This is a genomic window from Aquamicrobium sp. LC103, from assembly GCF_001014615.2.
Lineage (GTDB): Bacteria > Pseudomonadota > Alphaproteobacteria > Rhizobiales > Rhizobiaceae > LBCQ02.
Map to the genome: position 1 here is coordinate 83,041 of NZ_LBCQ02000002.1, position 13,363 is coordinate 96,403.

12 protein-coding genes are annotated in these 13,363 nt (G+C 59.6%); 5 read left to right on the forward strand and 7 right to left on the reverse strand.

Annotation, left to right across the window (positions count from 1 at the left end):
• The first annotated feature begins 22 nt into the window (after positions 1 to 22).
• The 3 genes from XW59_RS03805 to XW59_RS03815 all read left to right on the forward strand — a co-directional run bounded on the left by XW59_RS03805 (position 23) and on the right by XW59_RS03815 (position 2,416).
• Positions 23 to 724, forward strand: coding sequence for a transglycosylase domain-containing protein (locus XW59_RS03805; RefSeq protein WP_246665988.1), 702 nt, complete (start codon positions 23 to 25; stop codon positions 722 to 724).
• A gap of 76 nt (positions 725 to 800) precedes the next feature.
• Positions 801 to 1,787, forward strand: a complete 987-nt coding sequence (locus XW59_RS03810) for a S41 family peptidase (protein WP_047143451.1) — start codon at positions 801 to 803, stop codon at positions 1,785 to 1,787.
• Positions 1,788 to 1,957: 170 nt separating this feature from the next.
• The gene (locus tag XW59_RS03815) at positions 1,958 to 2,416 is read left to right on the forward strand and encodes an ATP-binding protein (RefSeq protein WP_047143452.1); all 459 of its coding nucleotides are present in this window, start codon (positions 1,958 to 1,960) and stop codon (positions 2,414 to 2,416) included.
• A 317-nt stretch (positions 2,417 to 2,733) separates the two neighbouring features.
• Here XW59_RS03815 and XW59_RS03820 read toward each other — a convergent pair whose 3' ends face one another.
• From XW59_RS03820 to XW59_RS03830, 3 genes are all read right to left on the reverse strand, one after another.
• Positions 2,734 to 3,258 (reverse strand): DUF2285 domain-containing protein, encoded by a 525-nt coding sequence (locus XW59_RS03820; RefSeq protein WP_047143453.1) that lies wholly within the window; start codon positions 3,256 to 3,258, stop codon positions 2,734 to 2,736.
• A gap of 64 nt (positions 3,259 to 3,322) precedes the next feature.
• Positions 3,323 to 3,526, reverse strand: coding sequence for a DUF6499 domain-containing protein (locus tag XW59_RS03825; protein ID WP_047143454.1), 204 nt, complete (start codon positions 3,524 to 3,526; stop codon positions 3,323 to 3,325).
• A 296-nt stretch (positions 3,527 to 3,822) separates the two neighbouring features.
• Positions 3,823 to 4,665, reverse strand: a complete 843-nt coding sequence (locus tag XW59_RS03830; RefSeq protein WP_047143455.1) for a DUF932 domain-containing protein — start codon at positions 4,663 to 4,665, stop codon at positions 3,823 to 3,825.
• A gap of 272 nt (positions 4,666 to 4,937) precedes the next feature.
• Between XW59_RS03830 and XW59_RS03835 the strand changes: the two genes are divergently transcribed.
• A complete protein-coding gene (locus XW59_RS03835) occupies positions 4,938 to 5,498 on the forward strand; it encodes a hypothetical protein (RefSeq protein ID WP_047143858.1) in 561 nt (186 codons plus the stop codon).
• Between the two features lie 69 nt (positions 5,499 to 5,567).
• On the opposite strand, the gene XW59_RS03840 is transcribed toward XW59_RS03835, so the two are convergent.
• Positions 5,568 to 5,885 carry a DUF736 domain-containing protein gene (locus XW59_RS03840; RefSeq protein WP_047143456.1) on the reverse strand — a complete coding sequence of 106 codons (318 nt, stop codon included), beginning with the start codon at positions 5,883 to 5,885 and terminating at the stop codon, positions 5,568 to 5,570.
• Between the two features lie 858 nt (positions 5,886 to 6,743).
• On the opposite strand from XW59_RS03840, the gene XW59_RS03845 reads away from it, so the two are divergent.
• A complete protein-coding gene (locus XW59_RS03845; RefSeq protein WP_136067919.1) occupies positions 6,744 to 8,924 on the forward strand; it encodes an SEC-C metal-binding domain-containing protein in 2,181 nt (726 codons plus the stop codon).
• Positions 8,925 to 9,216: 292 nt separating this feature from the next.
• Here the strand turns inward: XW59_RS03845 and XW59_RS03850 are convergent, their stop codons facing one another.
• The 3 genes from XW59_RS03850 to XW59_RS03860 form a co-directional block, all read right to left on the reverse strand.
• Complete coding sequence (locus XW59_RS03850; protein ID WP_047143458.1) at positions 9,217 to 11,262, reverse strand: ParB/RepB/Spo0J family partition protein; 2,046 nt, start codon at positions 11,260 to 11,262, stop codon at positions 9,217 to 9,219.
• A gap of 397 nt (positions 11,263 to 11,659) precedes the next feature.
• A complete protein-coding gene (locus tag XW59_RS03855) occupies positions 11,660 to 12,481 on the reverse strand; it encodes a hypothetical protein (RefSeq protein ID WP_047143459.1) in 822 nt (273 codons plus the stop codon).
• 77 nt (positions 12,482 to 12,558) lie between these two features.
• A complete protein-coding gene (locus tag XW59_RS03860; RefSeq protein WP_246665989.1) occupies positions 12,559 to 13,362 on the reverse strand; it encodes a hypothetical protein in 804 nt (267 codons plus the stop codon).
• Position 13,363 lies beyond the last annotated feature (1 nt).

Genomic DNA, 13,363 nt, shown 5'->3' on the forward strand with positions numbered 1-13,363 from the left:
CATATAACTCGCTGAAGCCTTGATGAGTGAATCAACGAAAGACCAATCTGAGGGACATGCAGATCGAATGATGCGGATACTTAAATATGCGGGCGTTGCATTTGCTCTCTTGCTGGTCGGCCTCGTCGGTTATGGCGCTAAGGGATACTGGGATGCGCTATCGGATGCAGAAAGCTTGCGAGCTCGTGCCGACGCGGCGATTGCTCAAGGCCGCGGCGGCGACTCTCTGGGGGCAGCCCAAAGGGCTATTCTGCTTGCGGTCGAAGACCCGAATTTCTCAACGCATTCCGGTGTTGATTTCTCGACCCCTGGCGCTGGGTTGACCACCATCACTCAATCGGCTGCCAAGCGGCTTGCCTTTGAGGAATTTCATCCCGGCATCGGCAAGATACGCCAGACCGGTTATGCGCTAGGGTTGGAGAGGCGTCTTTCCAAGGAGCAGATCCTTGCCCTGTGGCTGGAGACGCTGGAAATGGGCAAGGGGCCAAATGGCTGGATGGTCGGCTTCCATTCGGCAAGCTCAGCGATCTATGGGCGGCCTCCAGCCGAATTGACCGAGGCCGAGTTTATCCGACTTGCGGCGGTGCTGATAGCGCCGGCCTCCTATGATCTCGTTCGAAGCGACGCCAAGCTCGACGAACGCGCCGCCCGTATCCAGCGTCTGGCAGCCGGGGCGTGTGTGCCTGCGGGCTTTTCGGATGTTTGGCTTGAGGGTTGCCAGTAGCGATACACGAATCGTATTCGTGGTCTCATTTTGATCTAATTAGCGTCATGCGCTCTTTTCCTGAGGTAGAGATTGAATGTCCCATAACTCCTCATCGTTCCTTACTGTCTCCCTCTTGGCGATTTCACTGCTGGCAAGCACTTTCGCTGCGCGAGCCGATGTGCCTCCCGCCTCTGCGCAAAGCGTAACCTTGGATCGGGCAACGGTCGCCAAAACGATCGGCGGTATCGCCGCCGAGTTGCGGGAGGGCTACGTGTTCCCGGAAAGGGGTGCGCAGGCGGCGGAGGCGTTGGAAAAGGCGCTAGCGGAAAACGCCTACGGCGGCGTAACCGAGCGAGCGCAGTTTGCGATGCAGCTAACGGAGCAACTCCGGGCGATCACGAAGGACGGTCATGTACGGGTGATATTCGGTTCGCCCTTCGGCAATCAGCCTACGCCAGCGAGCCCGCAGGATGCCGGTTTCGCGGTGAAGCGGCTAGACGGCAATATCGGCTATATTCATTTGACGCGGTTCGTTCCGCCTGAAGTTTTCAATCCGGCCGCCGACGAGGCCATGCGCAGCTTGTCGGACACCGCCGCGCTGATCATTGACATGCGGGAGAATGGCGGCGGGCATCCGGCATCCGTTGCCTATCTCGTGAGCTTCTTCCTCGATCAGGGTGCGCGCGTCCATATCAACGATCTCATCTGGCGCAATCGCGGGACGTTGACGTTCAGAACGGAATCGTTCTGGAGCTCGCCGACGCCAGTGCGTTACGTCGGCAAGCCGGTCTACGTTCTGGTCGGTCCGAAGACCTATTCGGCTGGCGAGGAATTCGCATATGACTTGCAAGCCCTTCGGCGGGCGACTGTAGTCGGCACGTCTACACGAGGTGGTGCGAACCCGGGCGGGCTTAATGAGTTAGGTTCGGACCTCTTTGTCGTGGTGCCGACGGGCAGGGCCGAAAATCCAGTTACCCGTAGCAACTGGGAAGGCGTCGGTGTGCGCCCCGATGTTCAAGCAACGCTTGAGGACACACTGGAAACGGCAATGGCGCTGGCGAAGACACAAGCAAAATTGTGAGATGTGTGCGCCGACAACGACGTTTGTTGTCGGGCTGCGGCATTGAAATAGCGAAGGTCTCTACCGGCGGCGATCCAAGCCAGTGGCGCAGCTCGACGTGCATATGAAAAGGCTGGCTTCAATACCAGTATTCTTTAAGTAACACTGTACCAAAAATTAGATTGACCGATATGAAAAAGCGTCCCGTTTTACATCTTATTTGCGGTCTCCCTGGGTCGGGGAAGACAACGATCGCCAAGGAGTTAGAGCAGACGTTCAATGCTGTGCGCTTGTCGCCAGATGAATGGTTGCACCGTCTCGGCTTCGACTTCTACGACGAAGCAGGAAGAGCTAAAGTCGAGGGGTTGCAGTGGGAGCTTGCACAGATGTTGCTCCGGCACGGTGACGACGTGATCCTTGAGAATGGGTTCTGGTCGAAAGAGGAGAGAGACGGGTATCGCGACGTTGCCGACGGGATCGGTGCGACGACCAAGATACATTTTCTCGACGTCCCTATAGCCGAACTGAAAGCGAGGATTGCTAGGCGCAACCAGGAGCGCGCTGCCGACACGCCCGAGGTCGATCCCGCAAGCTTGGATGAATGGGCCACCATGTTCGAACCACCGGCCGAGGATGAGCTCGGCCGGTGAGGGGGTTAGATGCGCGCACGGCGCAGCGAGTTGCTCTACGCCATTTCCCTTTTGGACGAACTGCGCCAGCACATCATGCACGCTGACGAATGGCTCAACGGTCGAACCCTGGAAACAGCCGTCGTGGCAAAGTTCGACAGGCGGGGGAAGTCCCGCCGTTCTGGCCGCTCTCAAGGCGTCTTATTGCCCATGCGATGCCTCCGCCATCTTGGCGGCGCTGCGCCTACTGTCAGAGACATATCGCACGCAGCTTATTGAACTGCACGGCGGGTTCGACCTTTCGCGCTCGCTCGCGTCAGACCTTGAGGCGATCGATATTATTCGGTCGCAGGCTTGCTGAATTTGATCGGATAATGCAGCAGCAGGCGATAACCGCCTCGCATCATTTTGACCCCATGGGCGACAAGGCGGCGAGCCTTGTTCTTGTGTGGATCGACCTCAAAATCCTCCTTGCTGCCCCGAAAGCCGAGCAAGACTTCTGCGACACTACGGTAGCTCTCGCCGCGTAGCCGGGCGTCGAGCGCACGCAAGGACGTGATATGCCATTGCCGGAGCTGCGCCGGCAATGCGCGATAGTCGCGTCCCGGACGTTGGCCCTGAAGTGCTTTCACCAACCGACGCGCCGCATGAGAACGGAGATCGTAAAAGACGTCGGCGGGCAGGACCGTGCCATAAAAGACCGCCGCATCGGGAGCGGCGTGCCGCAACCAGAATTGATGCGCGACGCCATCGGCCTGCCAGATGCCATGCCAACCATCCTCAGCTTGGCGCAGGTCGAGACCGTCGAGATGCGCAAGCGTGACGATGGGCTCGGTCTCGCCATCATGGTGCTCCAGCGGCATGAGCCGTATGGCCTGCGGCTGGAGGTGTGGACTCCAGAATAGAGTCTGCCGATCCGCCGGGGTTTCAGGATCGGTCGGAAAATCGCAGCCCCCACCGCTGAACAAAGGCTTCCAGGCGCTCAGGGTCTGGCTCGGTCGAAGCGGTTATGGCTTGAAATTCGCGACGATACTCGTCGTCGCGGCGAAGATACTCCCAAGCGAAACCGGCGGCGGGAATGCTCTTGGCAAATTTATATGCCGCCGGAGAACGCCAGTCGATACTCAGCATTGGCGTTGCCTCTCTATTCGGGCGAAAGCACAGCAACACCCGGACGGAAAGGTTCGAATATCTTCGTAAGCAACTGTAGAGGTCTTTTCGCGATAACTGGAGTGGCCGTCGCGATTAATCATTTTGTTATCGTGGTCTTAACAATGCTTGCGTGATTCTGCGAGCCGGGCGGAGCCCGGCGAGCGAGGCTATGGGTCCGGGCATGGCCGCACCGCCGGATCGGCGCGATTTTTTTTCGCCGCTGTCATCGCTGTAAGAGGAAGGGCCGCCGGGGTGCGGCCCTGTGGCGCTCGGGCTCAATTGCCCTTCAAGCGCTGCATACCCTCGGCCAGCGTCCAGAGCGCACGGTTGAGGCTGACATTCTGGTCGATGCCGTTAATGGCGCGGGTCTGAGTTCGGCGAATGCGTCCATCTGACGTCTGGCGGCGCCCCCGCAGGCCGCCCCGGATGAGGTTTTCCTGAATGACATTGAACGTGCTCCAGACGCTTTGGCCCGCATCCTCGCGGCGGCGCGGCATGATGATCTGGTCCGGCTGAACCGGGCTTTCCTCCTCGCCGTAGCGGGCGACAAGGCTGGCTTCGGCCAAAACCCGCTGTTCGTCCCGCGCAAGCCGCGTTTCCTTCATGGTCTCGGTCGCGTCGATGAGGCGCGGGAAGTCGTCGGCGACGGTGAAGACGCCTTCAATGATCTGATCCTGAATGCCGCCCTTGTGGGGAACGCGGATTTCCTCGAAGCGCTCGCCCGCGATCATGCTGTTGGTGCAAACGAAACGGAGCATCCCGGCGAACATCTGATAGGCGCTGGTCCCGTCATGGCTGTTGACGATGATAACTTCCGCCGCCTCCGCCTTGCCGATGCCGCCATCGCGGCGCAGGCGCAGCATGTGCTTGGCGTGGCCGTGACGCGAACCGTCGCGCGGAACCGACTGCACGGCGAAGAACGGGAACCATCCTTCACGGCGCAGGCCCTCCACTATGTCGATGGTGGGGACATAGACGTAACGCTCGGAACGGCTGTCATGGGCTTCGCTGGCGAAAATCGACGGGACGTGCCGATAAAGCGCCTCGTTATCCAGCGGCTCGCGCCCGCTGATCTGATGGGAGTTGCGGCCGAACCGGGTGGCGAGCTGGTGATACATGGTCTTTCTCCTATGGGCTTGGGTTGGAGCGCAGCGCTGCGCTGCAACCCTGGCCGTCGCCGAGACCGGGGTAGAAAGGTGCAAGGGCGACCGGGCCGGAGGGGGATCACCCGGCCTGCACGGAACGGAGGAACGACGTGGAGGAAGGCTGGGGAGGCCGGGTCGGTCGAGCGTCAGCGATCCCTTGCGCCGCGCGAGGGCAGCGCCCTTAGTGTTCGATAGAATGATCGCGCCGCTTGCAGCGCTCACTGGGTCGTTTGGAGAAGAGTGTTTTGAAGAAGCTGATTGGTCAGACGCATCCGAACTGGGAGGATATGTCTCCGTTCGTCGTTCATTTCACCAAGAAGTCGGCCACCGGCAGCGAGTACAATAATTCCATCTCGATCCTCGCAAGCCGATGCCTTCAGGCGCAAAACCGCTTCGGCATGGGTAAGAATTACACGGAATCGCCGCCGTGCGTTTGTTTCAGCGAAGTGCCGCTCCTCTATGCCTATCAAGATACGCCGCACGCGAAGTCCATGCGGATGCTGATTGAGGGTGCTGTGGGGAAACCCGACGATCCTATTTGGAAGATCGCGCCCTTTGTCGATCAGCCGGGGCAATATGGAAGCGCGTCCTACTTCTTCGAGTGGGAGCGAGAATGGCGACACTCCGGCAATCTCGCTTTCAAAGAAGAAGACCCGGCCTTCTTGATTATACCCGAGGATCTACATCAGGCCGCCCGAGACTTCTTCGATAACGCCGAGCAGGAACAACTTGGCCGGAATTACAAATGCCCGTTCATCGACCCCTATTGGGGTCTGGAGAAAATCAAAGGCATCTTGAAGCCGTAGGCTTTGGGGCGGTGGCGGACATGAGCATGAAGAAGCCCCGCCGCGGCGGGACTTCTTGAGGGGCTGGCCTTAGTCGCCGTTGCGGCGGGACCAGATGAGGTTGTGACCACTGCCGTCCTCGGCTTCGACCAAGCTGGCGTAGATCGGGGCCGGGAAGCTCGGATCGTCCAGCTTGACGGAGAGGTATTCGCGCTGCGTCTCGCGAGCGGTTTTCTTCCAGGCCGCGCCGAACTCGGTCGCGCCGGCGAAGATGCGGAAGTCCGGGCCGCGCTCGCTTTCGCCTTCGGCGGGAACGAACTTGGCCTTGACGTTGAGGGTCAGGGTCTTGACCGCGCCGGTGAAGCCCGCGCCGTTTTCGTTCTTTGTGAAGGTGCCGATGGTCGCCATTGTCGTGTTCCTTTTCCTGTCGGGCCGCTCCATTGCGACCTCGATGGGGGTCGTGAGACCGGGGACGATCGGCCCTGCACCCGAAGGGCTGGAACGCAGTGGAGGGCGGCCGGCGACGGCTTTTTTGCTTCGCGATGCAAAGCCGATGGCGGCGGAAAAAAGTTGGCGACGGACGTTGCGGGAGACGAGCGAGGCGAAGCCGGTCTTCGGTCAGACCCATGCCAGTCGAGTTCGCGGATGGAGCGCCCGTTACAGGAAGTCGGGGGATACGGCAATGGCGGCAATCCCTCGCACATTACCGCTCGAGAACGGAAACGGCGTGGACCCCACTGGCCGATGCGCCACCACCCTAATCCTCGACGTCAAGGCCATGGCCATAATCGCCTCGGGCGAGAAGGACGGACACGCGGCCCTGTTCTCGCACCATCGTTGGCGCGATCCGCGGGCGGCTGCCGAACGTCCATCCGCGCACGGCCGCGTCGATGGTCTCGGCCCAACGGACGCTCTGCGCCTCCCGGCCGTTCTATGTCACCCTGACAGTGTGCGAGCGTAGCGGCCCAGCGCTTACTGGCGTCGGTGTAATTGCGATTGAGACCAGCCTTTCAGACGCCTCGCCGTTGCGGGGCAATTTGGCGAAATGCCGCTGCCGCCCCTTTGCGTTAGCGATTGAAGTCGAATGGCGGAAACGCGCCATAAGCGTGGTTCCGGCGCAGCCTAAAGCGCGGCCCGAAGGGCAACACCAAGCGCTTGGTGCATCAGCCGCGCGGGGTGGCCTCCGTGTTGCCGTGGTTTCCAAACGATGCGACATCTTCAAAGAACACAAAGATACGCAAAGTGAGTCTTTTCGGGAGGGAAAAATTGGGGAGCATTGTAGCTGAAAAAAAACCGGTTATCCGTACTGAGGCAGAGGTGTTTGAGGAGATTGCCGCCCTCTGTGCGTCGCCCGGATATATTCATGCGATAGCGTATTTCTGTTTTCGGGATAACCTCATCAAGTTCAGTGAAAATCTGGTCGTAAAAGACATGGATTCTCACTATGAGGGCTCCAGTCTTCTCCGCAGTGAAATCTCCACGTTGATCGGCTTAATGGCTCGGGCGCCGATCGGGCTAGAGCTTCCGGCTCCACAGGTCATGCAAGCCTACGTTGATCGCACAGATTCATTGATGAAAGAACTTCACCACGCAATGATGACGGGCGCATTCTTTGGAGGAAAGGATTGGGCTGCACTTCTCGCAGAAGGTAGGGATCCGTTCGATGATGGGGCCGCAATGCGTGAGCCCATCTTTTACGGTGGGGAGTCTGCATACAACTTCCAATATGAGGCCCTGACTGCTCCGAAGTACAGTGCTGACGATTCTTGGCTTGTTGCTAAGCGTGGTTTCAGCATTACCGATGCTCTGACTGTCACAAAGGCGATTGGCGAAGGGCATATTTCCAAGCTTGCTTCACTTCGCGAGGAGATGCGCCCAAAAAGCCCGGATGAGTGGACCTTTCTGCCTGCTTTCATGTTCACTGCGCAGGAGGTTGTTGAGAGGTCGGGCCTAGACGCGGCGACTGTCGATGCTGTCCTGCGCGCGTTTCGGTTTGAGAGCCACGAGCGCAATGCGCCTTTTGCTGGCATCAGTGAATTCAACGAAACGAATGTGCGGCCAATCCTGTGCATTGCTGACGGCTCTTATGTCCTTCTCCAGCACTATCAGCTTCAAGAATCTCTGTATGAGTCGCCGTTTTTCTGGATGATGGTGGACGACAGTTATCGTTCCACTGCCACAGCACATCGGGGAAATTTCACCGAAACCTATACGAGCGATCGGCTCCGAGCCGTTTTCGGCGACGCTCGCGTACTGAGAAACATCGACATCTATCGCGGCAAGAACCGCTATGCGGAAGCCGACGCATTAGTCCTGTTCGGCAATCATGCGATCGTCGTGCAAGCTAAATCGAAGCGGTTGACGCTAGAAGCGCGGAAAGGCAATGACCGCGCACTACGGGATGATTTTAAAAAGGCAGTCGAGAACGCGTACGATCAGGCCTTACTCTGCGCAGAAGCCCTACAGAATCCCGACGCATTCGTATTTCGGGATACGTCCGGAGCAGAGATAAAGCTCCCCAATTCCATCGATGTCGTCTTTCCGGTTTGTGTTCTGGCCGATCACTATCCTGCCTTGAGTTTCCAAAGCCGCCAATTTCTAAAGGTCCGCGCCACAGACTCTGTCAAGCCACCTCTGGTAACAGACGTGTTCACTCTCGATGTCATCGTCGAGTTTCTCGATACCCCACTGCAATTCTTGAACTACCTTGATCTACGGGCTCAGGCCTTTGACAAGCTTCTCATCACCAATGAGCTGATCCCGTTTTCCTACCATCTTCGGAACAATCTATGGCTCGATCCCAAGTACGACATGGTCAATCTTGGGGAGGATTTCACGGCACACGTCGATGTCGCAATGGCGGTGCGGCGGCAAGGCGTATCTGGCAGCCCTGAAGTGAAAGGGGTACTGACACGGTATCGCGGAACGCGTACCGGCGCGATTCTTGACCAGATCCAAGAAGCAACAATCCCAGAACTAACCGAGCTGGGCCTTTGGATACTGCAGCTTTCGGGCGAGACGGCCGATGGGCTGTCCCGGGCTCTTGAAAGCCAAATCCGAGCAGCGGTGAAGGAGCATGTAACAAAAGATCTTACTTTCCCCTTCGGAGACCAGTCTGCCGGATTGACGATTCATCTCAGCGCATTGCCGGATGAAATCGCGCAAGAAAAAATCCTTCAGCACTGCCAATTGAAAAAGTACGATCTTAAAGCCGATCGCTGGTACGGACTTATCCTTCGTCCAAAAGACCTTCGAATCAGACATGCACTTGTTTTGAATGATCCTTGGAAGAAAAATATCACTATGGACAAGGTCCTCGCGGCACTGCCGCGACGTGCGCCGGTTCGGCTTGAAACCATGGGGCGGACTTCAAAAAAAGTCGGGCGCAACGAGCCTTGCCCGTGCGGCAGTGGACTGAAGTACAAGAAGTGCTGTTTATCTCGATAGCGGCGAAGGCCGGTAGCTCGCTGATCCTGAATGATTGCAGACTGTTGTGGTGAATCATCTGTGAAAGCCACTAGCCGTACCAACGCAGATTGGCTGGCGGCGCTCCCGCCACCGACCCGATCAGCCCCCTCGCGCGACGCGCCATCAACCTGAACACGATCAGTGCAGGTTCCTCCTGAACCCGATGAGGGTCATCGGATCGGTCGCGCGGGGGCGACCCCCGGGTGACCGCGATTTTGGTGGGGCTGAACGGTAGGAAGGCGGGACCGCTTGCGCGATCCTGGCCCGGTCCTCATTCGGCGGCTTGGAGGAAGGCGTCCGCCTCCGTCTCAGCATCGAGCCATGCGGGACGCACTGTGCGCAGCACGGGTGGAAGCCAGGCAGTCCCGGCCAGAAGCTGTTCGGCGACTTCGGCCATCTCCACCTTCTTCTTGTCCGCGATCCGCTCCGCCGCTTCGTCGCCAAGGGCATCGCGCACGACGGCGAGGATGTGGGCCTTGGTGACGCGCCCGAAATAGCTCCGCGCGGTCGCGGTCCAGTGCGCCGTCATGTCGAGCGTCACCGCCGTCGCTAGCTTGTCCGCCGTCTCATGGGCGCGGCGCTTGCCGCTCTCCCAAGGCAGCTTCACCGCGTTGACGGTCAGCGAGGCGCAATGCGCAAGCAAGGCCATCAGGCTCGCATGGTCCAGACCGGTGACGAACTCCCAAAGGTCCGCCACATCGCGCGGCATGTCCGCCGCCCATCCGGCATGACGATCCGCGATCATCTTCGCCGCCGCCGTGTCCTCGATGCCGTCCGCGTGGGCGGCGAGGAAATTGCTGGTCGGGCTGATTTCGAGGCAATGGGCCGTGCCGCCGCCCCGATAGTAGGTCTGCGCGGCGAGCGTATGGACCACGGCGATCAACGCCATGTCCGGCTGCTCGCCAAGGGCGAGGCGCAAGCCAAGGGTGCGATGCGCGGTCAGGTCGCGGATGAGCGAGTCGGGCAGCGGCTTGCCCGCATCCCCGGCCTCTTCTTCCGGCTCCTGCTCGGTTTCGGGAAGGTCGTCGCCTTCGCCGTCCTTTCCGTCGCCATCAAGGATTTCGCCATCACCGTTGACGCGCACCCCGTCGACGACGGTTTTGCCGCCCTCGGTTTCCTCCGGTTCCGGGGCTTCGTCCTCGGCGCGGATGAACCCGCGCTCGATCCGAACATCGCCATCGTGGGCGACGACGACGAAGACGCCGCCGCGCGCGATGTCGTCGGGATCGAAGGCGTGGCGCTTGGCGTCGATCCGCTCGATCTCGGCTTCAAGCTCGGCAAGGCGCGCATCCACCTCGGCCGGGAGGTCGACATCGGCGTCCTCCCATTCCGCGTTCAGGCGCTCAAGCTCGTCCTGCGCCGCGTCGTAGGCCATGGCGTCATCCTCGGAAAGCTCAACCAGATGCCGATAGGCACGACGCATTCCGTGGGCGTGGGGGAAGTCGAAATAGGCGGCAGTCCACTTCCAGCCCTCGGCCTGCTGCACCTCGGCGGCGATCCCTTCCAGCTTCTCGACGGCGAGCCGGTCCAGCAACGCGGGGTCCTCAAAGAAACCGCCGCGATCCTCGGTGAACAGGTCGCGGATGATGTTGCCGCCCGCATCGGTATAGGCTTGCGCGCCGACGAAGACCGCGCAGCGGCTCGTCGCGGGCACGTTCATCTTGGTCAGGTCGCGCCGGATGATGGACGGATCGCGATTGTAGGACAGGTTTTCAAATACGTGTTCCTGCCGTGCGTGGTCGTCGGTGATGGCGAAGGCCATCAACTGATCCAAGGTCAGGTCGCCGTCGCGATAGACCTGCAGCAGTTTCGGGCTGACAGCGCCGAGACGCATCCGCTGCTTAACGACATGGGCGGTCACGCCGAACCGGGCGGCGATTTCCTCCGCGCCCCATCCCCGATCCTCGGAAAGCTCGCGGAAGCGCTCGAACTGGTCGGCGGGGTGCAGGTCTTCGCGCGTCACGTTCTCGTCAAGGCTGATCTCGGCGGCATCGTTCGCCGTGTCGATGACGCAGCGGATGGGTTCGGTCTTCTTGATCTGCTTGCGCTTCACGCGCAGCATCTGCGCCTGCCTGCGGCCTTCTCCGATGCTGACGAGATAGAAGCCGGTCGGCTCGCCCTCGGCGTCCGTTTCCGGCTCCACCACCAGATTTTGCAGGATGCCCTTGGCGGCGATGCTCGCCGCCTTCGTCGCGATAGACGCCTCGCTGTGCGGGGTCTTTCGAGCATTGTTCGGATGCTTCTTGAGCTTGTTGAGCGGGATGAAAACAGTCGTGCCGTGTTCAATGGTCGGGGCGGTGTTGTCGGTTGTGGTCATGGTCTTTGCTCCTATGGGCTCGGGTTGAAGCGCAGCGCTGCGCTGCAACCCTGGCCGTCGCCGAGACCGGGGGGTGCAAGGTGCAAGGGCGACCGGGACGGAGGGGGATCACCCGGCCTGCACAAGCGGATCGAGGCTATTGGTGAGAGTGAGAAACACATATCCGCGCGGAAGGCTGGGGAGACCGTCCCGGTCGAGCGCCAGCGATCCCTTGCACCGCGCCAGGGGGCGGAGCCCCCAAGCAACCGGCCCGGCCAGAGCAAAGCGGTGGCCGGGCGCAAGGACAGGATCAAGATGTGAAGGCCGATAGCTCCGGCCCCGTGAATCCTGATCGCCTTTAGGTTTCACGCAGGGGGAGGCGGCCTCCATCCGTTACGGCAAAGCCCCGTCCGCACTTTCACTCTTGCGGGCTGTCGGTATTCCCGAACAATACCTTGCTCTGCTCCGCGACAAGTTTCCGAAACTCGGCGTAACAGGCCGACAGGCGGACGCATTGGGTTTTAAGTTCCTGGACAACCGCGTCCAGTTTAAGCGGCGGCGAGCCGCCGATTCCATAAGAGGGCGCTTTTTCGCCCTTTGCCCAAATGCGCTTGATTGATTGGGATAGCCCAAGCTCGACCCGTGGCGTGAACCTGTGGGTGTGCTTACTCCGGAAATCATCCGTGGCGGTCTTGTAGTCGCCCATGTCGACGGTGTTGAGCGCCCGGTTCAATTTCTTCCAGGAGCGCCAAGGCTTTGCGGCCTTGACCGCCACCTCTTCCTTTATGCCCCAATCCTCCGGCAGAGCGGCAAGATCGTCCGCCCACTCGCTTCCTTGGGAAACCCGGTTCGCCTGATGGGACAGATGCGCGACCGCAAAGAAGAACCGGGCCTTGAGCGTGTATGGGCTGAGCAGCGCCGTTGAAGCCAGATCCTGCACGAACTCATGCAGCAATTGGTTCGTCTGCTGGACATCAAGCGCTTCGATGACGCTGCCCCATGCTTCCAGACGCATGGTGAGGCCGATCAGGTGATTGATCCCGTTTGCAAGGTCGCGTGCGGCATCATCCGCGAGATCGCGATAGGCCATTCGCTGAAGGCCGAACTCGCTATCCAGCCGGACTGTCTGGGGCGGCTTGAACCAGCCATAGGGCATGAAGGGCGTAAATGCCTCGGCTGCCCTGCAAGCCTTGCGGTACTCGACATATTTGGAGGCGAGAAAATCGTCTTCCTGTTCCATCGTAATTTTACGCCTGCGCCCCCGCAGAAGGGGGCGGTCGAGACTTCGACTCGGCCGCGGGGGAAGGCTTTCCTCCTTCACTCGGCTCCGTGTTCATGCCTGTCCTCGATGGGAATAGGGATGAGGTCCAGCGGTCCCCAACCGCGCAAACGCAATTGCTTGAAGTCTTGACTGGAGAGATCGACCGCGATTTCCGTAGTGAACGGACCGACATAGGTACTGGCGTCGAAATCTCTGAAATTGATGCCCGCGGCGTTCATTGCCTGGAACACCCTGCAAATGGCCGAGACACAAATCGGCACGAGATCGAGATAGGTTTGGTCGTCAGGGTATCGGTGCTGGGAACGAAATTTACGGATCGCTGGAAGCCCGAGCTGCGAGTCGATCAACGAAAATCGTGCGGTGGCCGTCGCGCCCCTCACAAAGGTATCGAGATATGGCGATGCGCGTGAAGGATCGAGCCGCGCGTCCAGGTCGTCCAATCGTACATGGTGGGACATTCGGACCGGAGCACCGTGCAGCGTGGGGTGGCTTGCGAGCAAAAAGGAGGCGCCGAGCCAGCGTTCCACTCCACCTCTATCGAGGTGCAGGCGTCGCTGAAGGCTTCGAAACAACGGGTGGTCTCGGTGATGGATCGCGTTTCGTACTGCGATCACAAGGGCCGTGTCCCCGTGGTCGAAATACGGAAAGAGATGCTTCGATACATCATAGAGTGTATGAAAGCTCTCAAGCATCATTTCAAAAAAGCGATCGATATTGTCGATCGCTTCTTCGGCGTCGATCTTGAACAGATCGCCGAAGCGCATATGCGCTTCACTGTAAATTCTCATGGTATTTGCGAGTCTTCTGATCGCATTCTCGATGATTTGACTGCTATCCAAG

Bases quoted from the DNA above. Each gene is read 5' to 3' on its own strand.
- XW59_RS03820 (WP_047143453.1), bottom strand. From the start codon at position 3,258: ATGCCGCTGGAGCACCATGATGGCGAGACCGAGCCCATCGTCACGCTT.
- XW59_RS03850 (WP_047143458.1), bottom strand. From the start codon at position 11,262: ATGACCACAACCGACAACACCGCCCCGACCATTGAACACGGCACGACT.
- XW59_RS03825 (WP_047143454.1), bottom strand. From the start codon at position 3,526: ATGCTGAGTATCGACTGGCGTTCTCCGGCGGCATATAAATTTGCCAAG.
- XW59_RS03830 (WP_047143455.1), bottom strand. From the start codon at position 4,665: ATGTATCACCAGCTCGCCACCCGGTTCGGCCGCAACTCCCATCAGATC.
- XW59_RS03840 (WP_047143456.1), bottom strand. From the start codon at position 5,885: ATGGCGACCATCGGCACCTTCACAAAGAACGAAAACGGCGCGGGCTTC.
- XW59_RS03815 (WP_047143452.1), top strand. From the start codon at position 1,958: ATGAAAAAGCGTCCCGTTTTACATCTTATTTGCGGTCTCCCTGGGTCG.
- XW59_RS03855 (WP_047143459.1), bottom strand. From the start codon at position 12,481: ATGGAACAGGAAGACGATTTTCTCGCCTCCAAATATGTCGAGTACCGC.
- XW59_RS03805 (WP_246665988.1), top strand. From the start codon at position 23: ATGAGTGAATCAACGAAAGACCAATCTGAGGGACATGCAGATCGAATG.
- XW59_RS03810 (WP_047143451.1), top strand. From the start codon at position 801: ATGTCCCATAACTCCTCATCGTTCCTTACTGTCTCCCTCTTGGCGATT.